General features: G+C 41.6%; 20 protein-coding genes, 4 pseudogenes and 2 riboswitches. Of the genes and pseudogenes, 16 read left to right on the forward strand and 8 right to left on the reverse strand.

All coding sequences use genetic code 11. From position 1 onward, the window contains the following. Window positions 1–42: 42 nt before the first annotated feature. A complete protein-coding gene (gene xerS, locus BXP28_RS04575; protein WP_023484608.1) occupies window positions 43–1,125 on the reverse strand; it encodes a tyrosine recombinase XerS in 1,083 nt (360 codons plus the stop codon). 203 nt (window positions 1,126–1,328) lie between these two features. Next, window positions 1,329–1,527: riboswitch (cobalamin riboswitch) on the forward strand. A 183-nt stretch (window positions 1,528–1,710) separates the two neighbouring features. On the opposite strand from xerS, the gene metE reads away from it, so the two are divergent. Beyond that, window positions 1,711–4,011: a 5-methyltetrahydropteroyltriglutamate--homocysteine S-methyltransferase gene (metE, locus tag BXP28_RS04580; RefSeq protein WP_023484609.1), complete on the forward strand. Its 2,301-nt coding sequence runs from the start codon at window positions 1,711–1,713 to the stop codon at window positions 4,009–4,011. Window positions 4,012–4,263: 252 nt separating this feature from the next. Continuing rightward, window positions 4,264–5,504 (forward strand): annotated as a pseudogene (locus BXP28_RS04585) (esterase/lipase family protein). Between the two features lie 252 nt (window positions 5,505–5,756). On the opposite strand, the gene BXP28_RS04590 reads toward BXP28_RS04585, so the two are convergent. Then, complete coding sequence (locus BXP28_RS04590) at window positions 5,757–6,332, reverse strand: MFS transporter (RefSeq protein ID WP_077584919.1); 576 nt, start codon at window positions 6,330–6,332, stop codon at window positions 5,757–5,759. Window positions 6,333–6,726: 394 nt separating this feature from the next. After that, window positions 6,727–6,902: riboswitch (M-box (ykoK) riboswitch) on the forward strand. Between the two features lie 372 nt (window positions 6,903–7,274). On the opposite strand from BXP28_RS04590, the gene mgtA reads away from it, so the two are divergent. From mgtA to BXP28_RS04610, 3 genes and pseudogenes are all read left to right on the forward strand, one after another. Beyond that, window positions 7,275–9,923 (forward strand): magnesium-translocating P-type ATPase, encoded by a 2,649-nt coding sequence (gene mgtA, locus BXP28_RS04600; protein ID WP_023484612.1) that lies wholly within the window; start codon window positions 7,275–7,277, stop codon window positions 9,921–9,923. A gap of 107 nt (window positions 9,924–10,030) precedes the next feature. Then, window positions 10,031–11,365 carry a magnesium transporter gene (mgtE, locus tag BXP28_RS04605; RefSeq protein WP_036656608.1) on the forward strand — a complete coding sequence of 445 codons (1,335 nt, stop codon included), beginning with the start codon at window positions 10,031–10,033 and terminating at the stop codon, window positions 11,363–11,365. 209 nt (window positions 11,366–11,574) lie between these two features. Beyond that, window positions 11,575–12,020: pseudogene (locus tag BXP28_RS04610) on the forward strand (flavodoxin). A 586-nt stretch (window positions 12,021–12,606) separates the two neighbouring features. On the opposite strand, the gene BXP28_RS23905 reads toward BXP28_RS04610, so the two are convergent. The 4 genes from BXP28_RS23905 to BXP28_RS04625 all read right to left on the reverse strand — a co-directional run bounded on the left by BXP28_RS23905 (window position 12,607) and on the right by BXP28_RS04625 (window position 17,288). Next, window positions 12,607–13,395: an ABC transporter permease gene (locus tag BXP28_RS23905; protein WP_036654143.1), complete on the reverse strand. Its 789-nt coding sequence runs from the start codon at window positions 13,393–13,395 to the stop codon at window positions 12,607–12,609. A gap of 2 nt (window positions 13,396–13,397) precedes the next feature. Beyond that, window positions 13,398–15,002 (reverse strand): ABC transporter ATP-binding protein, encoded by a 1,605-nt coding sequence (locus BXP28_RS04615; RefSeq protein WP_235430677.1) that lies wholly within the window; start codon window positions 15,000–15,002, stop codon window positions 13,398–13,400. 164 nt (window positions 15,003–15,166) lie between these two features. Beyond that, on the reverse strand, window positions 15,167–15,859 hold the full coding sequence (locus BXP28_RS04620) for a response regulator transcription factor (RefSeq protein WP_036654146.1): 693 nt from the start codon (window positions 15,857–15,859) through the stop codon (window positions 15,167–15,169). Continuing rightward, a complete protein-coding gene (locus BXP28_RS04625) occupies window positions 15,834–17,288 on the reverse strand; it encodes a sensor histidine kinase (protein WP_036656612.1) in 1,455 nt (484 codons plus the stop codon). Before BXP28_RS04625 ends, BXP28_RS04620 begins: the two co-directional genes overlap by 26 nt. A gap of 308 nt (window positions 17,289–17,596) precedes the next feature. Here BXP28_RS04625 and BXP28_RS04630 point away from each other — a divergent pair, with 308 nt between their 5' ends. From BXP28_RS04630 to BXP28_RS04640, 3 genes and pseudogenes are all read left to right on the forward strand, one after another. Further along, window positions 17,597–18,964, forward strand: a complete 1,368-nt coding sequence (locus BXP28_RS04630; RefSeq protein WP_024094142.1) for an ArnT family glycosyltransferase — start codon at window positions 17,597–17,599, stop codon at window positions 18,962–18,964. A gap of 139 nt (window positions 18,965–19,103) precedes the next feature. Then, window positions 19,104–19,294: pseudogene (locus BXP28_RS04635) on the forward strand (amidohydrolase family protein); the annotation flags it as partial. Further along, window positions 19,291–19,534, forward strand: a pseudogene (locus BXP28_RS04640) (type 1 glutamine amidotransferase family protein); the annotation flags it as partial. The pseudogenes BXP28_RS04635 and BXP28_RS04640, both read left to right, overlap by 4 nt. A gap of 120 nt (window positions 19,535–19,654) precedes the next feature. Here the strand turns inward: BXP28_RS04640 and BXP28_RS04645 are convergent. After that, window positions 19,655–20,485 carry a 5'-nucleotidase, lipoprotein e(P4) family gene (locus BXP28_RS04645; RefSeq protein ID WP_036654150.1) on the reverse strand — a complete coding sequence of 277 codons (831 nt, stop codon included), beginning with the start codon at window positions 20,483–20,485 and terminating at the stop codon, window positions 19,655–19,657. A gap of 392 nt (window positions 20,486–20,877) precedes the next feature. Here BXP28_RS04645 and BXP28_RS04650 point away from each other — a divergent pair, with 392 nt between their 5' ends. From BXP28_RS04650 to BXP28_RS04660, 3 genes are all read left to right on the forward strand, one after another. Then, a complete protein-coding gene (locus BXP28_RS04650) occupies window positions 20,878–21,084 on the forward strand; it encodes a hypothetical protein (RefSeq protein WP_040931545.1) in 207 nt (68 codons plus the stop codon). A 54-nt stretch (window positions 21,085–21,138) separates the two neighbouring features. Further along, window positions 21,139–21,423: a hypothetical protein gene (locus BXP28_RS04655; protein ID WP_024094139.1), complete on the forward strand. Its 285-nt coding sequence runs from the start codon at window positions 21,139–21,141 to the stop codon at window positions 21,421–21,423. A gap of 205 nt (window positions 21,424–21,628) precedes the next feature. Next, window positions 21,629–22,516 carry an anion permease gene (locus BXP28_RS04660; protein ID WP_023484621.1) on the forward strand — a complete coding sequence of 296 codons (888 nt, stop codon included), beginning with the start codon at window positions 21,629–21,631 and terminating at the stop codon, window positions 22,514–22,516. Between the two features lie 92 nt (window positions 22,517–22,608). Here the strand turns inward: BXP28_RS04660 and BXP28_RS04665 are convergent, their stop codons facing one another. Beyond that, entirely contained in the window at window positions 22,609–23,937 is a 1,329-nt protein-coding gene (locus tag BXP28_RS04665; protein ID WP_412070819.1) for an MATE family efflux transporter, read from the reverse strand. A 443-nt stretch (window positions 23,938–24,380) separates the two neighbouring features. Between BXP28_RS04665 and BXP28_RS23910 the strand changes: the two genes are divergently transcribed. From BXP28_RS23910 to BXP28_RS24950, 5 genes are all read left to right on the forward strand, one after another. Next, window positions 24,381–24,818 carry a response regulator transcription factor gene (locus BXP28_RS23910; protein WP_023484623.1) on the forward strand — a complete coding sequence of 146 codons (438 nt, stop codon included), beginning with the start codon at window positions 24,381–24,383 and terminating at the stop codon, window positions 24,816–24,818. Between the two features lie 32 nt (window positions 24,819–24,850). Further along, on the forward strand, window positions 24,851–25,057 hold the full coding sequence (locus tag BXP28_RS23915; RefSeq protein WP_235430676.1) for a winged helix-turn-helix domain-containing protein: 207 nt from the start codon (window positions 24,851–24,853) through the stop codon (window positions 25,055–25,057). Beyond that, on the forward strand, window positions 25,039–25,560 hold the full coding sequence (locus tag BXP28_RS04675) for a hypothetical protein (protein ID WP_036654154.1): 522 nt from the start codon (window positions 25,039–25,041) through the stop codon (window positions 25,558–25,560). Before BXP28_RS23915 ends, BXP28_RS04675 begins: the two co-directional genes overlap by 19 nt. 32 nt (window positions 25,561–25,592) lie before the next feature. Then, a complete protein-coding gene (locus BXP28_RS04680; RefSeq protein ID WP_051427815.1) occupies window positions 25,593–25,847 on the forward strand; it encodes an ABC transporter permease in 255 nt (84 codons plus the stop codon). Window positions 25,848–26,218: 371 nt separating this feature from the next. Further along, window positions 26,219–26,329 (forward strand): FtsX-like permease family protein, encoded by a 111-nt coding sequence (locus BXP28_RS24950; RefSeq protein ID WP_367869696.1) that lies wholly within the window; start codon window positions 26,219–26,221, stop codon window positions 26,327–26,329. The last annotated feature ends 14 nt before the right edge of the window (window positions 26,330–26,343 follow it).

The raw sequence follows: 26,343 nt of genomic DNA on the forward strand, positions 1-26,343 counted from the left end.
GCATAGTAATTGCATCATAAAACAGATATGAAGCAGGGGTAGCTAATCTTCCCTGCGCCGGTCAATGGCTTCTTCCATGGTCTTGTCTGTCAAGTGGGCATAGATCTGGGTAGTATCGGAAGATGCATGGCCCAACTGCTCCTGCGTTTTATACAAATCATTTTGCAAGTAATAATCCGTGGCAAAGGAATGCCGCAGTTTATGGACGCTCAAATACGGCTTGCCAAACCTTTTGGCATATTTGAGCACCATCTCTTGCATGGCCCGTTTTGTCATCATTTTTCCTTCGGACCTCCCGTTAGGAATGGTGAGAAACAGGGCCTTTTCTTTTTTGGGCGGCCGGTATCGTGTCTCTCTGATTTCCAAATAACGGGAAAGATCTTCCATCGCTTCCTGCCGGAAATAGACTCTTGTTTTAAAGCTGCCGTCATTATTCCCCTTGCGGAATACATAGATGGTCTTTTTCTTAATATCCAAGTCGTCCAGAGTCAAATTGACCACTTCGGAAACACGTAAGCCGGAATGGAGGATCAGACTGACAATACAGGCGTCCCGCACATGATTTTGTTTGTAAGCATATAAAGCCTGTTTATTATCAGCCACATCGTGTTCGTACCCTTCCCTGATATAGTGGATAAACTCGATGATTTCTTCCTCCTGCAGCAGTTTGCCTTCAAGCTTGCTGGCGATATCCTTGGAGCGGTTGGTCCGTTTGATTTCGATCTTGGCCATAACGTTTCTTTTAAGCAGGGGATAAAAGTTTTCATCTTCTGCAATTTGGCTCAAATAATGAAACAGGGACCGAAGGGAGGATAATTTACGGGTTATGGTGATTTTTTTATTCAGGTGATTCTTATGCGTGGCCAGGAAAGCTTTGAAATTGTCGATGCTGTCCGTATGAAGCCGCTCCAGATCTTCCAGAGGGATGCCGGGCATTTGTTCCGCTTCTGTCAGTCCTTCCGCCATCATCCAACCGAAAAAAGTTTCGTAGTCCCGCACATATTCCAAAAGAGTGGAGGGAGAAAGATCCGGCAGTTTATGATGAATATATTTATCCACGTACCAGGGCATGTGGGGAAGTTTTTTGTCCAGTTCTTCACGGTCTTTTTGTTTTTGTATGTTCATGTAGGTCACCTCGGTATTTCATTCTTAATTTGCGGGACAAATCGCTAGTTTCAGTATATCGGAGCTTCAGGACCGGTACAATGCCTGATAATCAGATAACCATACGGGAAGACCGAATTGCCTGCATATCAAGGAAGAGTTAATTTCCTATTGAGAAACTTGGGATTATCTTGTATAGTGAATACAAATCGTTCTGCAAAATATTGCATATTGTGGAGACAGGTGCTTCGTCTGTAACGATGAAACTTAAAAGGGAAGATCGGTGTAAATCCGTCGCGGTCCCGCCACTGTAACAGAGGAGCCTTGTGCCAGGCAAACGCCACTGGTCTAAGATGACTGGGAAGGCGGCTTTAAGGCGATGAATCTGGAAGCCAGGAGACCTGCCTGTTCTAACGACACTGCTAACCTACGGACGATAGGAAGGTGTTAGATGACCATGCCAGTTTATTATGCAAACACGGGCATCTTTCCCTATGCGCCAGAAAAGGAAGGATGCCTTTTTGTTATTGGCTTTCTGCACCTTTACCTGCCATCTCTTTGCTTTCCATAAGCAAAATGATTCCTATTATGAGAGGAGCCATATGAATGAGTAATTTGGTAAACGGTAATTTGGGTTATCCGAGAATCGGTTTGAACAGGGAATGGAAGAAAGCTCTGGAAAGTTTTTGGTCCGGAAAAATAGGGGAAGATGAGCTTCTTTCCACGACTCGCCAGCTTCGTCTCAGCCATTTGAGAAAGCAAATAGAGAAGGGCATTCAGCTAATCCCCGTAAACGATTTTACTTTGTACGATCAAATGCTGGACCATGCGGCAATGTTCGGCCTGGTTCCAAGCCGTTTCCATTATGATGGAGGGCCTGTATCCTTAGAGACTTATTTCGCGATGGCTCGGGGAAATAAGCAGGCTACAGCTTGTGAAATGACCAAATGGTTTAATACCAACTATCACTATATTGTGCCTGAATTACAGGGCGCGGCGCCATCCTTAACGGTAAACCGGCCGCTTGAGGCCTACCGTGAGGCTAAACAGGAATTAGGCGTAGAAACAAAGCCTGTCCTGATCGGGCTGCTCACCTTTCTGAAATTATCTAAAGGTTATGAGCCGGACCGGTTTGCCTCCCTGGCAGATCAGTTCCTTCCTTTGTATAAACAGATTCTAATAGAGCTGGAACAGGAAGGGGTTGCCTGGGTCCAAATTGATGAACCGGTATTAGCTGCATCTTTATTTACAAATGAGGATGTTCAGGTTTTGCAAAACGTTTATCAAGAACTTCATAAGGCTGCACCGGAATTGAACATTTTACTGCAAACTTATTTTGATTCCGTTCCATACTATGAAGCTGCTGCAGGATTGCCCGTACAGGCGCTTGGTCTTGACTTTGTCCAAGGAGCGGAAGGAAATCTCCAAGCTATTCAGCGTTTCGGTTTTCCGGAAGACAAAATCTTAGGTATCGGCATTATCGATGGCCGGAATATATGGGCTTCGGATTTAAAGGAAAAAATACGGACGCTTGAATCCATTTCCGCAGCGGTACCTTCTTCCAGGTGGATTCTTCAACCTTCCTGCAGCCTGCTGCATGTGCCAGTCAGCCTGGAGCAGGAATCGGGGCTGGATTCCGTTTTGAAACAAGCTTTAGCTTTTGCCGATGAAAAGCTGGATGAATTGGTCCTGCTGACTAAGTATTGGACAGAAGGCAGTGATTCAGTTCAAGCGGATTTAACCAGCAACGAAGAGGCAGTCCGTGCCCTGAAAGAATCCGCTGCCCGGAATCATACGGAAGTGCAGAAAGCGGTAGAACAGCTAAAAAATGAGACAGGCAAACGAATCAGTCCATTCACCAGACGCAAACAGCTGCAGCAGGACAAATGGCAGCTTCCTCTATTGCCTACAACTACCATCGGCAGTTTCCCGCAAACGAAGGAAGTTAGGCAAACACGGCTTAAATGGCGCAAAGGTGATATTACCAACGAGCAGTACCAGGCTTTCATTGAAGCGGAAATCAGGGATTGGGTTCAAATTCAGGAAGAAATCGGCCTGGATGTCCTGGTACATGGCGAATTCGAACGGACAGACATGGTAGAATTTTTTGGTGAAAAATTAGGCGGCTTTGCCTTTACGAAAAACGGATGGGTACAGTCTTATGGATCCCGCTGTGTAAAACCTCCTGTCATTTACGGGGATGTGTATTTTGATTCTCCGATGACCGTGAAGGAAAGTGTATACGCCCAGTCCCTTACATCAAAACCGATGAAAGGTATGCTTACAGGTCCAGTGACCATTTTAAACTGGTCCTTTGTACGGGATGATATTTCACGAGAAGCTGTAGCTAATCAAATTGCCCTGGCTCTGCGCAAGGAAATAGAGGAACTGGAGAAATCGGGAATTGAAATGATTCAAGTGGATGAACCTGCCCTTCGTGAAGGTCTCCCTCTTCAGGTGAAAGACAAAGATGGTTACCTGCGGTGGGCGGTTAAGGCCTTCAAGATAGCCACCTGCACAGTCAAAGATACGACACAGATTCATACTCATATGTGTTATTGCGAGTTTCAGGATGTGCTGGATTCTATCAAAGCGATGGATGCCGATGTGATCTCAATTGAGACATCCCGGAGCCATGGAGAACTTATCGGGGCGTTTGAAGAAGATACGTATGAACAGGGAATCGGCCTGGGCGTCTATGATATTCACAGTCCAAGGGTCCCTTCCGTGGAAGAGATGGAGCAAATGATAGACCGGGCACTGAAAGTACTTGACCCCTCTCTCTTCTGGATAAATCCGGATTGTGGTCTCAAGACTCGTGGAAGAGAGGAAACTATTGCTTCGCTCAAGAACATGGTGGAAGCTACACACCGGGCCAGAAACAAGCAGCTCCAATCTTTATCCTAATATGAAATGAAGACAGCCCTTCGGTTCAGAATGACCGAAGGGCTGTTTTTTATTATTTCAAATCCTTTCCACCATACATAATTAGTTTGAATAGGTGCCTAATAAGATGTCTTCTTATCTATTCATCGCTAATTCCAATGGGATGGGTGTATTCTGGATGAAAATCTGATGGGAAAATTCAAAAAATTGTAATAAAATAGTGTTAACCATGAAAGCGCTAACATAAGAAGTATTAAGAAGGGAGGTTATTTAATGAGAAAACCGTTCAAAAGATGTATCCTTTTTATTTTGTTGGTTTTAGGTTTACTGTTGCCATTACCGGTGCAAGCAGAAAAGGGAAAGCAGAACCAGTATCCCATTATTCTGGTTCATGGTTTGGCAGGCTGGGGGCGGGATGAGCTGTTGGGTGTGAAATATTGGGGGGGGTTCACGATATTCAGGAAAATTTGAAAAAAGAAGGTTATCCTGTTTATACAGCAGCTGTAGGCCCGGTATCAAGCAACTGGGACCGGGCATGCGAACTATACGCACAAATTCATGGAGGGACAGTCGATTACGGTGCAGCACATGCCGCCAAACACGGACATGCCCGATACGGTAGAACATACACAGGGTTTATTAAAAATTGGGATGAAACCAATAAAGTCCATCTGCTTGGACATAGTATGGGCGGTCAAACCATCCGGATGCTTGTACAATTATTAAAAGAAGGAAGCGATGAAGAAAGAAATTATGCCCAGCAACATGCTGATGTGAAATTATCACCCTTGTTTGAAGGAGGAAAATCATATGTTCATAGCGTGACAACAATAGGCAGTCCCCATAACGGAACGACTCTGGCAGACGGAAGTTTGCTTCTGCCATGTATCAAACAATGGATTATCGCAATGGCAGCTCTAGGTGAAAGCAGTAGTCTGTCCCTTTATGATTTCAAATTGGATCAATGGGGCATAAAAAAGAAAAAGGGAGAGTCTTTTGTTCAATATTTTGACCGTATGATAAATAGCTCGATCTGGGGAAATACGAAAGATATTAGCCAATGGGACGCAAGTACAGACGGGGCAAAAGAAATAAATCAATGGGTAAAGGCACAACCGGATGTATATTATTTTTCCTACAGTGCCCATGCAACATTCCCCGTTCTATTTACAGGCTTCCATCTCCCGCATTTCACCATGAATAAATTATTAATGCCAAACGCTGTTTTCATAGGTTCCTATACAAGATATGAAAAGAACCGTCCGACCATTGGTTCGTCCTGGTGGCAAAATGACGGAGTGATAAATACAAATTCGATGATAGGTCCATCTACGGATAAAATTATATCTTACCGCGGTACGCCACAGATTGGAATATGGAATCATATAGAGACCAAACATAACTGGGATCATTTTGATCTCATTGGATTGGATATTTCTGATACGCTGGGATTTTCTGATATCACTGCTTTTTATCGGATTATTGCCAAAAGATTGGCCAATTTGCCGCAATAATTAGTCCGTCATGAAGTGTTTACTGAGCCATATTCAAATCCGCTTCGTTGAGGCGGGAATATGGCTCTACATTTTTCAATAGAAACGATTGATTTTATTTATGATTATCGCGATAGAACAGGATGAATAAGATGCTTCCGGAAACTATAAGTACAATAAAAATGAGCATCATATTACTAAAAAGGTTAGCAGCCTGGACGGTTACAGAAGGAATCAGCGGAAAGTTCAACCATGATTTTGCCAGCAAACCCCCTACCCCGGCAATGCCGATACCTTCGGACAGGAAGCAGATAAAATTAAGCATGCCATACCGGAACCTGCTTCATCGGGTTTCAGCGCCTTCGCAGCACTTGCGGAAATAACGGTTTTGACAAATGAAAGACCGCCAAACGTAAGAATCATGGTTCCCGCGATATGCCAAGGTGTCCGGTCTGTATAGAAAAATACGACCAGAAAGCCGGCGATAATATGTCCCCGGCGGTCAGCCAGCATCCCCCGAGCATTCCGAATAAGATTACACTTAATGTACCCGGAAATAGAATACTGCTTCCGATGAGGCCGGTCGGCATATTGATAGACCTCCCTCATTAAATAAGGCACCATGGAAATAAAACCGGCAACTGTGCCGAGCAGTAGGGCACCAATGAGAACACCCGAGATATACCTTTTGTTCCGGAACAGGAACGGTTCAAGAAAAGGTTCACGCTGCCTGCGGGTATGACAGGCGAGGAGAACGAACCAAACTATACTTGAAGCCAGATATACCCAATGGTACATTGTCGTGAATAACGCAAATGAAAGAATGCCGACGGATACCAGGCGTGACATAACAGGCCGATGACCGAACCAAAACCGTAGGTCAACATACCGAATTGCAGCATTTTTTTGATACCGGAACGAATCCGGGAATACGTATTTTATTTTGTTGTTGCACTTTCATTTAACCCCTTTAAAATGCGGGGAAAGTGCAGTTTACAGGGTCAATTATGTGTGTTCCCCTATAGATTGTACCCTTTCAGGTTTGTTTTGCCGCATGTTTACACGCCTCCATAGATCAAGTTGCTTTTAGTTTAACACAGCGGGGCCATTTACTGTAAACCCCTTTGTTTTCATTCGAACAGACTCTTTAATATTTTTCCTGATGATTATCCGGAAGACAAAAAATAAAGAAAAAAACCATTGACAATTATACAGGTCTCTATTACAATGCAGAAAGAACTTCATAAGACCTCGTTAGGTGAGGCTCCTATGCAAATACAGGCCACTGCCCAGAAATATCGAAAGATGCCCATGGGTAGAACAGGGATTGCCGGATTAAGGCTTTTCATAATGTGGCTAAGGGAAGGATACCTTCTCTTTACGTTGCATAGTGCCAAAACTCAACCAGGGGGAACGGCAGCTATTTTTGCGTGCGAATTCTATACCCCTGGTCTGAACCAGGGGTTTTCTGGTTGTTCAGATTTTCAGAGCCGTTTTGTTTAAGTGATTAATCATGAGACTTATGACTTGAATTTAAAGGGGGGAGAAACCATGGACGGGAGTCCAAGCAGGCAAACGATAATGATAGACAGATACAGGTCCTGGTCAAAGAGAGCGGATCGGTTCTTTTTATTGCAGATGGAATACCCGTTGACACGGATGACTCCTTCCTTATGGCAAGGGTTATTTGAGTATGCACTTCTGAGTAAAGAGAAACCATAAAGATCCGGCAGCTCCTCCTGATACAGGGGGATTTTTTTTGTGGTTTTTTTTGAAAGGAGAGAGAACAACATGACCTTTTTCGGTAACAAACAATGCCAAACGGATTTGAACAACAAAAAAATCAGCGATCATCTGATAGAAATGTTTATTTGCCACGAGGAAGATTTGCTGGAACAGTACAGGACCAGCAGAATAAGCGGATTAACGGAGAAGGAAGCGGTAAAACGTCTTAAAGAATACGGCCCCAATCATATCACCCATGAAAAGTTGCCGGCCTGGTACATTCAACTACTGTCCTGCTTTAAGAATCCGTTTATACTCATTCTTCTCGGATTGGCTTTGTTTTCTTATCTGACAGATGACATTGAAGCCGTGCTGATTATAAGTACGATGGTCACCATTAGCGTTCTCATTACGTTTACCCAGGAATTCCGCTCGATGCGGATGGCAGAGAAACTGAAAGAAATGGTGAAAACGACAGTAACCGTCATGCGAAACGGAGAATACCGGGAAATAAATATGGAAGAACTTGTTCCCGGCGACAGGATTCGTTTATCTGCCGGGGATTTGGTTCCGGCTGATGTCCGGCTGCTGGCAGCCAAAGATCTATCTGTAGGAGAATCAGTTCTTACAGGAGAATCAATGCCTGTGGAAAAACGGGATATTCCTAATGGCGGATTAATCAAAGCAAAGCGAAAACTGCTGGAAAAAGCAAACGCACTAGAACTTGATAACATGTGTTACATGGGAACGAATGTGAACAGCGGCACAGCTGAGGCTTTGGTCGTAGCAACGGGAAGTTCCACTTATTTCGGTTCCATGGCAGGGACATTGACTGCAAAAAGACCTCTTACCAGCTTTGACCGGGGTGTTACCAGCATTACGTATATTTTGATTCGTTTTATGCTTATTATGGTTCCGATTATCTTTTTCATCAATGGTTTTACCAAGGGTGACTGGTGGGAAGCCATGTTTTTCGGTTTGTCTGTGGCGGTTGGATTGACGCCGGAAATGCTGCCGGTAATTGTTACCGCCAACCTGGCTAAAGGCGCTAATACGATGTCCAAACATAAAGTGGTAGTCAAGAAGCTGAATGCCATTCAAAATTTAGGGGCCATGGATATCCTCTGTACGGATAAGACCGGTACCCTCACTAGAGACAAAATCATTTTAGAGACTTATCAGGATATAAACGGGAACGAAAATAAAGAGGTACTGACCTACGCTTATCTCAATAGTTTCCATCAAACCGGATTAAAAAATCTGCTCGATGTTGCTGTGCTGGAGCATGCAGAGTTAACAGAAGTTTTGGGATCTGAAAAATACTATACCAAAGTGGACGAAATTCCTTTTGATTTTCACCGCCGCAGAATGTCTGTAGTGGTGAGTAAGCAGGGGAATGGGCATGTGCTCATTTGTAAAGGTGCCGTGGAAGAGATGCTCAGCATATGTACACATGCCTACAATGACGGAAAAGCGGTAGAGTTTACGGAGGAACTATCCCTTACTGTCCAAAACAAGGTACGGCAGATGAATGCGGATGGACTAAGGGTTGTGGGTGTAGCTGTGAAGCATGCAGCCGGAAACCGGGAAGTTTACGGCATCCAGGATGAGCAGGATTTGGTTCTGGTCGGAATGATCGGGTTCCTGGACCCGCCGAAAGAGAGTTCTGCAGATGCTATCAGGGCCCTTAGGGAAAATGGTGTGACAGTAAAAGTGCTGACAGGTGATAACGCGGAAGTCACACGCAAAGTTTGTCAGGATGTCGGTATAGAAGTGAAAGATATTATACTGGGTACAGATCTGATTGGATTAACCGGCTCCCAGCTGGCGGAAAAAGCGGAGAAGTATAACGTGTTCGCGAAGTTGAACCCGCATCAGAAGTCAGAGCTGGTCCGCGCGCTGCAAAGCAAAGGGCATACGGTTGGTTTTATGGGTGACGGCATTAACGATGCCGCTTCCCTGAAGGATGCCGATATTGGTATTTCTGTCGATACGGCAGTGGATATAGCCAAAGAATCCGCAGATATTATCCTGCTGGAAAAAAGCTTGATGGTTTTGGAAAAAGGCATTCTGGAAGGCAGAAGAACCTTCGGGAATATCATCAAATATATCAAAATGACCACAAGCTCTAATTTCGGTAATGTGTTTAGTGTGCTTGGGGCAAGTGCTTTTCTGCCGTTTCTTCCTATGCTGCCGATTCATTTGCTTATTCAAAACCTGTTTTACGATATTTCACAAATTGCGATTCCCTGGGATAACCTGGATAAGGAATTTTTGAAAAAACCCCGGAACTGGGATGCGAAATCAGTAGGAAGGTTTATGTTCTTCGTAGGCCCCACCAGCTCGATCTTCGATTATTTGACATTTGGTCTGATGTATTTTGTCTTTGCTGCCCATACACCGGCAGATCAGGCTTTGTTCCACTCGGGCTGGTTTATTGAAGGACTGCTCTCACAAACCTTAATCGTGCATATGATCCGGACAGAGAAGATTCCTTTCATTCAAAGCAGGGCCAGTCTGCCTGTGCTAGTCATGACAATCGTCATAGCGGCTGCCGGCATAGCGATTCCTTTCTCGGCATTCGGCGAAGCTATCGGTCTTGTTCCGCTTCCGCTGACCTACTTCCCATGGCTTGTTGCCATTCTGCTTGGTTATGCGCTTCTCACACAAGGTGTGAAAACGTGGTATATCCGCAAATTTAAAGAATGGTTATAAGAATGAATCAATTTCATAATGCAACTTCGGATGGAAATCTAAGTTATGAAATTGATTCGAATACGATTTCGTTGAAAGAAAATAATACTTCTAAAGGAGGGAGTATCATGAAACATATTTTACAGCAATTACTCCATTCAAAGGATATTACTTTACAAAAAGACCTGCTATACCAAAATTCCTTTGATATTGCCAAAGAATTAAAAACTTGTTCTCATAAGGACCAAGTCACTCTTATTGAATTATTCCCGATTGAAAATGGTGCCCAGATTATTAGTCATCTTACTCCTGAAGAACAATACCGTATTCTAACTCATCTGTCTGACGATAAAGCAAAGCTATTATTTGACAAGCAATCAATTGACGATATTGTGGATGTACTATTGGCCCTTCATCCGAATCAGGCTGAACGTTTGATGGATTATTTACCAAAAGAAACCCAGCAAAACATAAAAAAGCTGATGGAATACTCACCCGAAACAGCCGGAGGTCATGTTACGACTGATTATATTGCGGCCAGAGAACATTGGTCAGTCAAAGATACCCTTTCCCATATAAGAAAAATTGGTGACAGGCTGGAATCCCTTTCTTATATTTATGTTCTTGATAGTCTTGGACACTTGAATGGCGTTGTTTCCATTAGACAATTATTGTTAAGAAAAGAAGATACGGTATTATCAGACATTATGAATCAATCTGTGATTTCAGTGAATGCAGATTCAGATCAACAAGAAGCTGCACAAAAACTGACGGATTATAACTTTGCGGCACTCCCTGTGACAACATCTGATAACCGTATGATCGGCATTATTACGTTTGATGATGCCATCGATGTGATTCAAGATGAAGCAACGAAAGACATTCATCAATTAGGAGGAAGTTCCCCTCTTAATACTCCATATTTCGAAACTTCGGTTTGGACTGTTTTTCGTAAACGTATAGGCTGGTTATTACTTCTTTTTGTAGCTGAAGCATACACCTCAACTATTCTAAGCCATTATGAAGACGTGCTTTCCCAGGTAGTTGCGCTCGCTTTCTTTATTCCCTTGTTAGTCGGGACCGGAGGTAATATTGGCACTCAAGTTACCGCTACACTCATCCGTGCAATAAGTCTTGGTGAAGTGAAAATTAAGCATATATTGCGTGTCATGGGAAAAGAGGCCTTAACGGGACTTTTACTTGGATGTGCATTAGGAATAGCCATGTTAATTCGTTCCAGTATTATGGGACCCAGTGTAGGAATAGAAGTTGCTCAAGTCGTATCCATTACAGTATTATGTATTATTGTTTGGTCTTCACTTGTAGCATCTGTCTTACCTATACTGCTAACTAAGTTAAAGCTTGATCCGGCGGTCGTTTCCGGACCATTTATTACAACATTTGTTGATGGAACAGGATTAATTATATATTTCACTGTTGCAACAATACTCTTAAATCTATGAAGTCGGTTTACTTAATATTGTGAAATTTGATTATGTTCCGGCATGAACAAGTGGAAGTGATTTCTTCTACTTGTTTTTTTAAAACTGGCCAGAATATTCCCCGACAAGTTTTTTGAGAAAAAGACTTCCGTATTGAAGAATGATTTCTTTTCCGTTACAATACTTAATGATAATGAAAATCATTATCAATTATGAACGGAGGGATTCTGTTGAGCAAGATCGTATTGGTTTATGTCAGTTTAACCGGAAATACAGAGGAAATGGCGGACGCTATTAGTGAAGGCATTCGGGAAACCGGTCTGGAACTGACTGTTAAAGAAGTGATAGATGCATCCGCCAATGAATTGGAAGATTATCAGGGTATTATACTGGGAGCTTATACTTGGGGGATGGAGAACTTCCTGACGAATTTCTTGATTTTTACGAAGAGATGGAGGATATTGAACTAAACGGACGGATCTCCGCGGTTTTTGGTTCTGCTGATTCTTCTTACGCCCAGTTTGGAGCTGCGGTTGATCTGCTGCTTGACAAACTTAACGAGAATGTTCTGGAAGGATTTAAAATTGAATTAAGTCCTTCCAAAGAGGAGAAGGAAGCGTGCAAAGCATTTGGGAGAAAGTTTGCTGAGATTTTACAATCAGAAGATAATAAATAAACAGGAAAAAACGGTGAACAGAAATGCGCTTTTTGTCACAGCAAAAATCGGCAAAACAAGCTAACCTGTTATTTGAACCATCCTGTTTTACCATCTTACCTTTTATTTCTGGTTTAACTCCTGTCCCCTTACTAAGGAAAACAGGGGTCCTTTTTTTATAGTTCTAAGATTGGCTAAAATTCACCTTCGTTTTTACACTTGAAAAAATAACATGGGTAACCGTTTGGTCGTAGGCAGAGATTTCGTTACGGCTTTGAATATTGCATAGCCAAAGGGAAGCCTGATCCCCGGTATTATGATGAAAAAACATCAAGGAAACATTCGCTTGTATTGGCAGTGCAGCGGTTTCCGCTACACTGCTTTCTGTTGTTTTGCAAGTTTCGCCAGCTTGTGCTGCTGATCAGATCTTTCGATCTCTTCAGAAGTGGAGACATTAATCACAACTACCCATGTGGCATATGCTCAACTTTCTGCGTGCTTTTCCATGCTCTTTGACTGGCTTAAAAATACGGATTTTCTTAGCTTGTTGCGAAGTTCCTGAACTCTGTCCTACTGCACCTGCTCAATAATTGCCGGATGGGTACAATTACTCTGATCGTAATGCACGAACAGGGTCTTTTTTTGCTGCCATCCTTGAAGGAATAAGTCCTGCTATAAGTGTCAGCACCATACTTCCGAGTATCAGCACTATTGCGGATATCGGGTTGAGGTTTGCAAGGTTCGGAATATTTGCAAGTCCTTTAATAACCATATTGATTGGAAGAATAAGCAGATAGGATAACCCTACACCTAGGAGCCCTGCGATGCAACCCACAATCATGGTCTCTGCATTAAACACCCTTCCGATATCTTTTTTGCGCGCACCTACACTTCTGAGTATGCCAATTTCCTTTGTGCGTTCCAGCACAGATATATAGGTGATTATACCAATCATAATGGTGGAAACCAAAAGCGAAATCGCTGCAAATCCTATAAGGACATAGCTTATTGTCTTAATAAGCGAATTCATCATGTTGTTTATCGTTTCGGCAAGGTCGGTATAAATCACTTTGTTTTCATCGGCCTTGCCCGTGTTATAGCTATCCAAATAGGTTTTGATTTTGTCCTTGCTGGCAAAATCTTTCGGATAAATGTTAATGGCAGTTGGCGTTGTATTAGCGCCTAAGCTTTGCAGTCTTGCTTTTTTGGCGTCATCGTTAGCAAAAGGAGTGTTAAGAATAATGTCCTTATCTGACGCTTTTTGTGCTATTGCCACGTCCGACTTGCTTGCATTATCAACAATGTAGTCGGTCAAAGCTGTAGGATATACGATACCCTCTGATAAAAAGTTGCTTGGCGCGCCATCCTTAACACGCAAAATTCCTGTGATTGTCAAATCTAAGCCCACATTGCTGTCATATAAGTTTTCATAGTTTGCCGCTGGTATTGCACTGTATAGGCCATCCGCATTTTTGTGTAAAAATTGTTATTCGGAATTACCTTGAGTATTTTTTTACCGATAAAGTCTGATAACTTATATTCCTTAGTGTTAGAATTCATGCCTAATTTTTCTAAGAAATGCGAGTCCAGCCTATTATATTCATCAACAACAAGTGCGACTTCATTTTTTTTGGAAGGCAGGCGGCTTCCTTCACCAATCAGGTCATAGTTACCCAGGATAAAGTCTTTGTTGTCGGGCATTTCAGACCAATATTTATTGTTAGCGCCGGTAATCGTTTCTCTAATGTTGCCGGTGTAAGCTGTGGTGTTGAATTTTTGTACAGAGCTTTCGCCTTTTACCAGCAGATTGATGTCCACGCCTCTGGTGTAGGAAATGTTGCTGACGGCATCCGGTACTTCAGTAGGCAGCTTTGCTACATAGTCAAGATAGTCCTGTGTCAGCACATTTGTATGTTGGACGGTGTTTGCATTACTGTCATAATTGTAAATGACATCATCAGCCGTGAATGCCTTGTATTGATTGCTGTTTGCGTTATTGTCCATCGCCATCGCCTGCATTTTTTGGTTAACATCCACGTTTTGTGATGACGTACTGACAGAAATTGGAAACCCCGACAATGCGTTTTGCTGTGTGTTTGTCATATAAATTGACAAACCGTTTGATAGCGCAAGCACCAGCGCCACTCCGATAATACCTATACTTCCGGCAAAGGATGTGATAATCGTTCGCCCTTTTTTGGTCAAAAGATTCTTGAATGATAGCGAGGTAGCAGTAAACAGCGACATGGACGTCTTTTTAAGTTTTACCTTTTTGTTGCTACTTGGCTTGGCTTCCTTTTGTCTTTTTTCAAATTCATCTTTAAATAGAGGATTGCTATCCGACTGCACTCCGCCATCCCGCAAATGAATCACTCTGCTACTATATTTATCCGCCAACTCTCCGTTATGGGTAACCATAATAACCAGCTTGGATTTGGATATTTCCTTTAAAATCTCCATGACTTGCTCACTTGTATGGCTGTCCAACGCGCCAGTTGGTTCATCGGCTAATATGATATCAGGGTTGTTGACAAGTGCTCTTGCTATGGCGACGCGTTGCATTTGCCCACCTGAGAGCTGAGACGGCTTTTTCTTTATTTGGTCGGCAAGTCCTACAGATGTAAGAGCTTCCTTTGCCCTTTGTTTTCTTTCGGATGCCGAAACTCCGGATAACGTCATGGCTATTTCCACATTTTGCAAAATGGTTTGATGTGGGATTAAATTGTAACTTTGAAAAACGAACCCAATCGAATGGTTTCTGTAAGCATCCCAATCATCATCTTTGAAATTTTTTGTCGATAGGTCGTCCAACATTAAATCGCCCGAATCATAGCGGTCAAGCCCTCCGATGATGTTGAGGAGCGAGGTCTTTCCGCAACCGGACGGCCCTAATATTGAAACCAGTTCACTTTCCCTAAACTCAAGGGATATGCCTTTTAACGCATGAACGATTTCACCGTTTCCATACGTCTTTTTTACATCGGTGAGTTTAAGTTTTGACATGATAAATCCTCCTGTTGTTTTTGTCACCTTGTTTTAGGCTAACAAAATCATAACAGGTAATGTTAAACACGAAATCCCTAATTGTTTAAATCGAGGTAAACTAATCATAAAAGATGTTGCTATTACGGTAATTATTCCAATTAGGGATTAACGTGGTTATAGGATTATATTTTAAAATGATACCCGGAACCCCATACCGTTTGTATATATACAGGGTTTTGAGGGTCCTTTTCAATTTTTTCCCGAAGACGGTTAATATGCACGGCAACTGTTTTTAAATCGCCGATTGCATCCATTCCCCAGATACGTTCATATAGCTGCTCTTTACTAAAAACAATATCCGGATTTGAGATAAGAAACAAAAGCAGCTCGTATTCTTTATTTTTGAATTCGAGTTCATGATTATTTATATAAACACGATGTGTCAGCCTATTAATCCGCACAGGGCCTACTTGCACTTCCTCGGATCTAACCACGCTACCGGTTGTTAACCGCTCATACTGTGCCAGATTCGCCTTTACCCTTGCGACAAGCTCGGTTGGTGAAAACGGCTTTGAGATATAATCATCCGCACCAAGCCCAAGTCCCCTTATTTTATCCGCGTCTTCTATCCTTGCTGTTACCATGAGGATTGGAACCTCGGTTTTTCCTCGTATTTTCCGGCATATTTCATACCCGTCTATACCGGGCAGCATCAAATCAAGTAAAATCAAATCAAATTTCTCAGTAGATGCTTGGTTTAACCCTTCTATTCCATCCGTTGCAATGGTCGTCTCAAAGCCGTCAATCTCCAAAAAATCCCGCTCGATTTCAGCGATTGATGTATCATCCTCAATAATCAATATTTTTTTTAACATTCTCTTCTCCTTTGAGTTTTGGGAGCGTTATGACAATAGCAAGACCGCCATCGGGGACATTTTCAGCTTTTATTTCTCCTCCCAAGCGTTCTATGATTTTCTCTGTGATAGCAAGTCCTAGGCCGCTACCTTTGCTCGGATTTTTTCTGGATAAATCACTGCGGTAAAAGACATCAAACAGCTGTTCTATCGCCTCTTCAGAAACGCCGGGGCCGTTATCGGTTAATGTAATTAGCACATGGGTATCATTTTCACGACAAGCTATTTTTGTTGCTGCGTGTTCCTTAATTTTGTACTTCACGCTGTTTTCTAAAACATTATGAATCACATTGCGGAATTGTACAACATCTATTTCTACATAAACGTTTTGTACGTTTTGAATCAAAGAAATCGTAAGCCCCTTTTCTTCGTATTCTTTTATATGACCAGCAATCAGGCTGCTTAACTCCTTGCCAATATCGATTTGTTCCAAACGAAACGGAAACTCGCCAATATCTAACTTTGAGAACAAGAATAATTGATTAATAATGTATTCTAAGTCATGGGTCTTGCTCTTTATTGTTTCCAAATATCGTTTTCGCACCTGTGGTGTGGATGCTATACCTTTTTCAATTCCCTCTATATATGCCTTGATAGAAGTGAGAGGGGTACGCAAGTCGTGGGAGATGCCAGCAATTAATTCCCGTCGATTGGTTTCGTCTTTTTGTCTTGCATTTACCATTTCTGAAAGACGTCCGGCCATCTCGTTAAAATCTAAGCAAACACTGGTAAACTCATCATTCTTGTCATATTTAATACGATAGGTCAAGTTTCCGTCGCGAATTTGGTGTACACCATGCACCAGCGTTTCTATGGGCGTTATGATGCTGCGAAATACAAAACGGGTTAAAATCCGATTTGTCAGAAAAACTACCGCTATAAGAAATGTAAAAATAACTATGCCAAGATAAAAATGAAATCCAAAGGCATCACGCCTATAGTTAGTGAAATTTGTGTCCGATAAAATAACGGTATATTCCCCTGTTCTTAAGCGGTATATAGCGTCATTATCCCTAATCAGACTATATTTGCCATCTTGCGCTAACGCTATATCTAATACAGAATTACTTACAGCCGTCTGTGGATACAACTGATCCTTTCCTTTATAGATGGCCAGAGAAATTCCTTCGGCATTGTATTGATTATTAAAATGATCTATGTCCGATCTTATTGTTGGAATTTCGTTATTTTGTGACCACTTTACGGATAACGTATCAACCTCATCAATCAAACTGTTAAACAAATTTCCATATTTTAATGAACGCATATCATGGATTCCTGTAATGCCCATGAATATGAGCAATAAGCAAAAACTCATTAGGATAGTCAGTAATATCGGCATGACGAGCATCAAAATGTTAGAAATAAACAAACGGCGCTTTATGCTCATACGTATCATCTCACCCTCTTATAATGCGAATAATAACAATAATCATTAAAATAAAAGGAAATTGAAGTTAAACTATTTATAAAATAAACTTCTTCTCGTCCCTTATCTACCAATTATATCGAAAAAATAAAACAATATCCTCTCCTCCGGAAGTTATGTAAAATCAATTGTAAAATAAATCCATCAAGTTAGGCATAACATCGACGATTTTAGACAAACATGTCTTTTTCTGAAAGCAATCATTGTCTAATTATGCAGAACCATGTAGTATTAGATGAGTATGTTGTACAGACAATGGAGGAAAGACAATGAAATGGGCTTTATCTGCAAAACGGTTGATCCCAATACTCATACTTGGAACCGTACTTAGACTTCTCTGGGTTTATTTTGTAAACACACAACCCATCTTTGATTTCAAGCATTATCACGACCTTGCCATGTCACTCTTACATAACGGGTCTTATACTATGCCCGAAGGGCTTGACTACATCAAACAAAACACTGATTATATCCAGCAGGGGGTTCAATATCCGACAGCTTTTCGTCCGCCAGGCTATCCGTTTTTACTTGTAGCAATCTATGCCATCTGGCCGTCCATTCTTGCGGCAAAACTGGCGAATGTTTTTTTCGGTATGGTATGGATCGTTTGTGCATACTTACTTGGACGCAAGTATTTTAATGAACGGGTAGGATTATGGGCTGCATTCCTGACCGCCATTTTTCCGCCGGCGATTGGATATACAAGTATACTGGGGACAGAAGTATTTTCGGTTGCTTTACTCCTCTTTATTTTATGCCTGCAAGTATACCGTATCGGCGGGCGTACTACAGGACCATTCATTCAAGGAGCATTGATCGGATTCCTGGCACTCGTAAAGCCTTATTTTGCTGCCTTTCCCATCCTTCACCTGATTTTAATGTGGTGGTTGAGTAAGGAGTATGTAACCCCGCAGAATAAACGGAGGCAGATCAAAGAGGTTGTCTTGCCGGTGGTTTATGCAACCATAGCCATGGCAATCGTGATTTCCCCCTGGACGGTCCGCAATTATATTGCGTTTGACAGATTTGTTCCGATATCCACGAATGGGGATTTTGTTCTTTACATTAATAATAATGATTTGAACCAGGGTTTATATATGGATGCCATGAAAGTGCCGGACTCCATATTTAAAACAGACCGGATCTTGGATGAGAACGGGAACTACAATGAACCTGATGCGATGAAGGCAGCGAAGTCGGAAGCAGTAAAATGGATTTTGTCCCATCCGAAGAAGTTTTTCTTTCTTGGAATAGACCGTCTGGCTGCCAGTTATTTAAATGCCGGGGATGAAGTGGGGTACTGGTCGATGCCTGAAGGGAATGAAGCAAGGTTTAATAAGGAGTGGGTCAAACCATTAATTCAGGGTTCGAGTGCCTTTTCCCTGATAGTGGTTGGGGGCGGACTTGTCTATGCACTGATTATTTTGTATCAATTCATACGATTCAGACCTATGAATGTCATGCATAAGCTCAACCTGATGTTTATCGCTTTTTTGACTGTCGTTATCTTTTTCTCTGAAGGTCAACCCCGCTATATGTTCCCTCTATATCCTTTCTTTATTCTGGGCATAGCCTGGATGGGAGACCTTGCTGTAAAAGCTCTTCGGTTTGAAGGAGTTACTGGACAAGAGAGATAGCTTCATAGTAAAGATCAGAAATTTTTTTCATTCGAAAGAGAATCAGCCCTTTCTTAGTATAAAATAATGGGGAAGAAAAGTTGCGGGATTTACGTTCGAACTGGCGGGACCATTGGAACTTTGACCGCCAGGCCCTCGTGGGCATGCGGAAGGCAGAATCACGACTATGCTGGGGCTTCACGCCCCTTATCCCTTGTCCGCCCGAGCCTTTGCGGGAAGTGATCGGGCTAGCGGCGGAAAGAGAAGTGCCGATTCATATTCACCTGGCAGAAACCAAGGAAAGAGGTTGTGCAAATAAGAGAAGCTTACAATCAAACTCCTACCGAATATTTTTAGCAAAAGCAGGACTGCTGAACGGGAAGAAAGCCACAACCCACTGGAACAGTTATGACCAGTTAGAACGTGAATATCCTCAGGGACGTAAAATTTGCGGATGAAGGGCATCTTTTAACTTCCGGGGGTATTTCTGCGGGAATTCATATGTCTTTTCATCTTGTAAAACGGCTGCTAGGAAAAGAGATAGCGGAGTTAACTGCCAAAAATATGGAATACGATATTGCATTCGATTAAAATAAAGCAAATGGCCGGATCTGGTTGGGTCCGGCCATTTGTTTTATTGTTGCGTTACACTTGGGCGTCGCAGATTTTAGCTTCAAAAAATTTTCACATAAGCGTTTGCAAGTCTCAAGCTCATTGTTTTGCTTCAAATGTTTTTAAGTTTTTTTGGCGAATTTCAATTTTCTCTTGGTCTGATTTATCAGAGTTGTAATCATATAGTGCACTTTCCCAGTTACCGTACATTGGGTTAGGAAAAATGATATATTTATCGCCAAATTGCTCTTTAGTTTCGTCAACCATGTTATTGCGCTCTTTTACAGATTTATGATCAAAATCAGTGAAGTCAGATAAGTTATCACCGAACAGTAATACGATATCATTTTTCTGAGAAACAATTTCACGGCGTTTTTCTTTTCCTTTTTCTTGGGGATCTTTTAATAAAACATGTTCTTTTGTTGCTTGTGGAGCATCAACATGCTCCAGATTTTTAATAGTCGCATCCAATTGATTTATCCTGCGGTCTGAAATGTAATAAATATCCACACCTTTAGATTCGGCATATTTCAAGAAATCAATTGCACCAGGAAGGGCTTCCGATTCTGCTTTATCGATCCATTCATCCCATTTATAAGGATATGTCTTTCCTTCCTTAACCGTCATAGCTTGGTAAGGACTATTATCTAAAACAGTTTCGTCTAAATCTAATATAATGGCCGGTTTTTTATTAGTACCTTTCGCCAGAGCCGTATCAAGTTTCAACCTGCCAATGTTATAGCCCTGATAATATAATGCTTTTGTCTCGCCGGCTGTTTGGAACCATAGATCAGCCATCAACTGCTGGTCTGTTAATTTTGTCTTTTCTTCTTTCGGTATGTTTTTTTCGGACGTTCCTGAACATGCTGCCAGAGAGGCTGAAAGAACTGCTATGTATATGAATGTTATCATTACCTTTTTAATTTTCATAATATAGTAATCCTCCTCATATATGTCTAACTTGAATATAGCCTTCATAGGGGACGACGAACATAATGGGAACCATCATGCCATTGCTCATGATTATGATTTACACACATCACTCCTTTACACCATAAGATTTTCATTATTTCCTGCGTACTTCATTTTGCATAGCCCAAGTGTGTCTTACATTTTCATTATACTTTGGAAATAAGTAGAGTGTATAGTTTATGAATTTATTTTGCAAAAAAACAATAGGACCAACAAAAATGCTTTTCCACTAGGCTCAGTATTGTTGGACTTGTAACTCCTCTATCAATCCAAACGAATCCCTTTTTGATCAGAAAATTTGAGAAATTGAACAAGAGCTGTATCCAACACATATCAAGCTTCAAAAAAAGTTGAATCATGGCACAGTCATAGTTAATGCTGTTGAATCTGAACCCATTCTGTCATACAATATTCAGCGGATTGAGTCTAGTCCAATGAAGCTTATCAAAGGGCTTCTGTATGCGATGAAAGCTGTTGGTGCTGAAAAAGGAATTATAGCAATAAAAGCGCTGGAATGGCGCACTGCGTTCTCTAACATAGCAGAGGAGGAAGTATGAAAGGGAATTGGCCCATCACAAAATAATGCGGAAAAGCACTTGGTTGGGAAAAGGGTGTCAGTTTCACTGGAAGATATGGGTTGTAAAGGTGCGATTATTTCTTCGGACGGCTGGGGAAGTTCAGATGTAGATTATATGAACACCATGATGGAAGTCGGTAACCGGAATATTAGCATAGTAGGTTTAAAATTCATTAGCAGGAAAGTGACCTTTGCAGTCACAAATGAATATTCTGATTTTATTGTCAATATCAACAAATCTAAATCCAGGACAGAGACGGAAGTCATTTGTGAAAATAACCCCGATTCACGGATGCCAGGAAAGCATTGGTATTGTTAAAGATAAAAATGAGGCAGGATGCGCGTAGGGAATAAAGGAGCGTCCAGGCTTTCAGAACAAGTCATGAAAGTGCTTGAAGCAGTTTTAATTATTTTCGGTTTAGACCTGTTCCTGAAAAAGTGAAAACATTAAAAAGGATCTGATTACAATAAATCTACTTTGGGATTTTTACCCCTAGGGGAACCAGGAAAGGAACGGTAAAAATATGGTTACAGTTATTTTAATGTTGCTGGCAGTTTTAGGTGTTATATTTACACTTTTCTTAATAAGGGATTTAATTGCCCATAAGAGGAATCTTGGGTCAGAAAATACTTGGGTTGCCGGGATTATTGGTATCATTACAGATTTTCTTGATTCTCTAGGAATTGGTTCTTTTGCAACAACGACGCTTGGTTTTAAAATCACAAAATTTTTGAAAAATGACCATCTTCTACCTGGGACTCTTAATGTAGGGCATTCAATTCCTGTTATCGTGCAAGCTTTTCTCTTCATTAAAGTTGTGAAAGTGAATAGTATCACATTTCTTTCGATGGTTCTTGCAGCAATGGCCGGTTCATGGATTGGCGCACGGACCGTAACAAAATTTTCTGAGAAAAAAATTCAAATTACTATGGGGATTGCGCTAGCAGTCACGGCTGTTTTGATGATGTTAAAACAATTGAATGTCCTTGATATCCTTGGACAAGGAAATGAATCGACGGGACTAACAGGCGGTTTGCTAATTATCGCAGTAGTTGGAAACTTCATTCTTGGCGGTCTGATGACAGTAGGTGTAGGTCTATATGCACCATGTATGGCGATGGTATTTATGCTTGGTTTAAATCCGCTTGTTACTTTTCCCATCATGATGGCATCTTGTTCCGCGATTATGCCGACAGCTAGCCTGGAATTTATCAAACAAGGTAAATATTCCAGAAAAGGTGTTATAGGTCTGACCATTGGCGGGATTATTGGGGTTATTTTAGCTGTTCAATTTGTCCAAAGCGTGAACCTAAATATCCTGATCTGGGTGATAATAGCCGTTGTTATTTACACGGCAATCAGTATGTTCCTTTCCGGAATTCGCAAAGAAGGTGAGACAATTGCAGAATAAAAGGCCGGAAGAAGGGAGAAAGGGGAATCCGCCTTCTGTTGATAAAGGATATCTCCCTCTTTGTAAGAGGGATTTCCTGGGAAATCGAATATTTAGTCAACAAGACGTGCGATTCGCTTCTTCTTCCATGACAAGCGGTAGTACGTATATTGCAGGAGCATACTTACAATAAACGCAGCCGGGTATCCAATCCATATTCCATGAATGCCAAGGCTGGTTTTATGAGAGAGATAATAGGCAACAGGTACTTCTACGCACCAGATTGATAATATGCTGAATAACGTCGGCCATAAGACAGTTCCACTGGCTCGCATTGTTGCACTATAAATTTGGGCATGGCCAAATATCAAGTAACTCCATAGTGTAATCATCAGTAAACTGTGTGCGATATTTAGCGCATTGGAACTGGTCAGGAACCAGGATAAAATGTGTTTGGAAAACACATAGATCAGCAGGATGACCATTCCGCCAATCACATAATTAAATAATATGCCTGTGCGGGTTACTTGCTTGAGTTTGCCAAGCTGATTAGCCCCGATGGACTGAGCGGCAAAGATAGACACTGTAATGCCCAGACTGATTGCGGGCATTTGAACATAACTTGCCACCTGATTCACTGCACCATACGCTGCGGTCGCATCCGATCCGTAATGATTGACAAAGGCGATGACAGCAATTTCGGATAATGATACCAGGATCATGTTGATGCTGGAGGGAATTCCCAGGCGCAGCAATAAGGCCAGCAATCCCTTATCCATCCGAAGATGTTTTCCGACAGAAGCATCGAAACGAAGTGCATGTTTTGTCCTGCGAAGGTAGAAAAGCATAAACATAAATGTCAAAATTGTAGATATGACGTTTGCATAAGCGACTCCATAAATCCCCAGCCTGGGAAGACCCAGCCAGCCGAACACCAGAACCGGAAGCAATACCAGATTAAACACTGTGCTAACAACGAGGAAATAAAATGGCGTTTTGGAATCACCGGTCCCGCGCATGAAAGTAGTATATACAAAATACAGAAACATAATGGGCATGGACCAGAATAAGATCCGCGCATAATGCACGGTAACCGCAATAATATTTTCAGGTGTCCCGATAAGGCGGAGAATATCCCAGGTAAAAATGCCGCCCAGTATAGCAAGGACCAGTCCGAGCAGAAAAGTAAACGTGAGGGTGGTACCGACAATGGCTTTTAAACGTTCCTCATTGCGTGCACCGTAAGCCTGGCCAATGAGAATTGAGCTGCCTGAACCAATGCCGATGGTAAAGGACACAAGCAGGAAAAACAGGGGAAAGAAGGCCGATATGGCGGCCAAGGCATCAACACCAAGCCATCTTCCGACAATAATACTTCCGGCTAACTGACCAATAGATTGCAGAACATTGCTTAGAATCATCGGTATAAGAAACAGGATCATGGAACGGCGTATGGATCGGCCTCCGATTTCTTTACTCTGTGAATTCAAGTCATCTTTGTTGCTGACGCGAGATAAGGTCATTCATTTCTCATCTTCCTAAAGCAAACATTTTTTATTTAATCTATATTAACATAAACAAATCTAAATTATGTTTGTGTAGGTGTCAAGTGTTTTCTGTATTACTACTTTGAAGAAGGAAAGTCTATTCAAAGAAAAATAATAGTACGTAAAAAGTCCTTTGCGAAACAGTATCACCATGATCGTAAAGCTTATACCAGCGAAGGGAAGAGAACTTATTAATTATAAGACCATAATGCCGATAAATTCATATTCGGTTTGACAATTCTATCATGTATAGGCCCTGGACTCCCTGTTCCTGGGTCTTTTTTCCTTAACGCAAAATTAACATATATGAATGTATAATAGTTTAAGAGGTGGTAAAAATGCGTCTCCTTATTATAGAAGATGATATAGAATTGTCCCATGTAATGAAATCCGGGCTGGAAAAAGGCGGGTTTAAGGTCGATGTCGCAAATACAGGAATGGACGGCGAGGAAAAAAGTTTTGTGAGCAGGTATGATTCTATTTTACTTGACTTAAACCTGCCGGATAAAGACGGGATAGAAATTTTGTCTTTTTTGCGGGAAAACCATATCCATACTCCGATTGTGATCGTCACTGCGCGGGATGATGTGTATCATAGAGCACTCGGATTAAACAGTGGTGCAGATGACTATATTATCAAGCCCTTTGATTTTGTGGAGTTTGAAGCAAGAATACAAGCCGTAATCCGCAGGTATTATGGGCGAGCCAAAAATGAAATTGACATTGGCAAATCAAGGTATGCCCGCAAACCCGCAAGGCTTATATTGACGGGCTAGAGATTATACTGTCGGCGAAGGAATTTGATATATTGGAATATTTGGCAAGCAGGAGTCCGGATATAGTATCAAGCGAAGACATTGCGGAGCATGTGTACGATGAATCTTTTGATCCGTTTTCATCTGTACTTAGGGTGCACATTGCCAATCTGCGCAAAAAATTGACGAAAAAAGGAGGAAATGGATTGCTGGTTACAATGAAAGGAAGCGGGTATCAGTTATGCGGGGAAAAACAATGAAAGTCAGCCGGATACTTCTTTATTATTCCCTTGCAGTAACAGTATGTTTGTTTCTTATTTTTATTATTTTTATATGTACAGTATCTGTCCCGCAGTCCAATTTGCCGAATTATTTATATGTTATAAACGACAAAAATATTCCATTTTCCATACAGAGCGGAAATTCGGGAATGTATTTAGATGTTTCGTCTCTTTCTCCGATCAACAAAACGAGTTTAGAGGATTATTATATCGGTGCGCTATACAAGAACATCCCCTATCTAATTGTATGTCTGATGGGGATGATTGTTATTGGGACAGTTGCCTTATACAAGATATTAAAAATACAGCATGAGAAAAAGGCATTGTTATTGGCAAAACAATTAAACAACATAGATGAGGAAACCTCCATAATGGAGCAGTACCAGCACCCCGCTATTGCCCAGGCGTATTGCAATATTAAGGAGAGATTTGAGGCGTATGCACTTGATTATGTCCGGCTTAGTTCCTATGTGACACATTGATTTGCGCTCGGGAACTATGGATTAGCCGTGCAGTGTCTAATCTTATTTCAAATGCCATGAAATATGGGGGAAACGGTACAAAGTTTGGTAGTATTGGAAGCGGGGGCGATGAATTTGTAACACCCAAAATGCAATTAATTGGTGATTCATGGGCTGAATTTGACAATGGTAAGAGAAAAATCGTTGACGGCAGGATGGTTGAAAAAGATAACGAATGTGTTATTAGTCAAGAGCTTGCGGAATTAAACAAAATTTCCGTCGGGGATACCATTACGCTAAAAAGCTAAGTGTTTAACGAAGAAAGAAAAGTCCGTACAATTACCCGTACGCTTACCGTAACAGGCATTTATTTTGACAGTACTGATGAATATTCTGCCGGTGGTATGTTTAAAACCCCACTTCTGAACAAACGCAATGAAATCCTGACGACGTTTGATACTGTTTTAAATCCCTTGAAGTCCGGCGAAACCGGCGTTCAGGTCAGTGCAAATTATTATTTGAAAAAACCGTCAATGCTCAAGGATTTGAAGCGGAATTGCGGGCAAAGGGGTTAAACGATATATTCAAAGTCAGCACGGATTAAGCGGGCTATCAAAAAGTTGTAGGCCCGGTAGAAGGACTTCGAAACATTTCCGTCACGTATATAGTTATCGTTCTGGTGCTTGGTGCGGTTATTCTCATCTTATTATCGTCTATTGCCATAAGAGAACGAAAATATGAAATCGGCGTTCTTCGTGCAATAGGCATGAAAAAAGGAAAGTCGCATTAGGGCTTTGGACTGAG

Source organism: Paenibacillus larvae subsp. larvae (assembly GCF_002003265.1).
In the GTDB taxonomy this organism is placed as follows: Bacteria; Bacillota; Bacilli; order Paenibacillales; family NBRC-103111; genus Paenibacillus_H; species Paenibacillus_H larvae.

Excerpts from the sequence above, each read along its gene's own strand:
- BXP28_RS04675 (WP_036654154.1), top strand. The coding sequence starts at position 25,039 with ATGCGGGGAAAAACAATGAAAGTCAGCCGGATACTTCTTTATTATTCC.
- mgtA (WP_023484612.1), top strand. The coding sequence starts at position 7,275 with ATGACCTTTTTCGGTAACAAACAATGCCAAACGGATTTGAACAACAAA.
- BXP28_RS04645 (WP_036654150.1), bottom strand. The coding sequence starts at position 20,485 with ATGAAAATTAAAAAGGTAATGATAACATTCATATACATAGCAGTTCTT.
- BXP28_RS23910 (WP_023484623.1), top strand. The coding sequence starts at position 24,381 with ATGCGTCTCCTTATTATAGAAGATGATATAGAATTGTCCCATGTAATG.
- metE (WP_023484609.1), top strand. The coding sequence starts at position 1,711 with ATGAGTAATTTGGTAAACGGTAATTTGGGTTATCCGAGAATCGGTTTG.
- BXP28_RS04625 (WP_036656612.1), bottom strand. The coding sequence starts at position 17,288 with ATGAGCATAAAGCGCCGTTTGTTTATTTCTAACATTTTGATGCTCGTC.
- BXP28_RS04615 (WP_235430677.1), bottom strand. The coding sequence starts at position 15,002 with ATGTCAAAACTTAAACTCACCGATGTAAAAAAGACGTATGGAAACGGT.
- xerS (WP_023484608.1), bottom strand. The coding sequence starts at position 1,125 with ATGAACATACAAAAACAAAAAGACCGTGAAGAACTGGACAAAAAACTT.
- BXP28_RS04620 (WP_036654146.1), bottom strand. The coding sequence starts at position 15,859 with ATGTTAAAAAAAATATTGATTATTGAGGATGATACATCAATCGCTGAA.
- BXP28_RS04665 (WP_412070819.1), bottom strand. The coding sequence starts at position 23,937 with ATGATCCTGTTTCTTATACCGATGATTCTAAGCAATGTTCTGCAATCT.
- BXP28_RS04590 (WP_077584919.1), bottom strand. The coding sequence starts at position 6,332 with ATGTCACGCCTGGTATCCGTCGGCATTCTTTCATTTGCGTTATTCACG.
- BXP28_RS04660 (WP_023484621.1), top strand. The coding sequence starts at position 21,629 with ATGGTTACAGTTATTTTAATGTTGCTGGCAGTTTTAGGTGTTATATTT.
- mgtE (WP_036656608.1), top strand. The coding sequence starts at position 10,031 with ATGAAACATATTTTACAGCAATTACTCCATTCAAAGGATATTACTTTA.
- BXP28_RS04630 (WP_024094142.1), top strand. The coding sequence starts at position 17,597 with ATGAAATGGGCTTTATCTGCAAAACGGTTGATCCCAATACTCATACTT.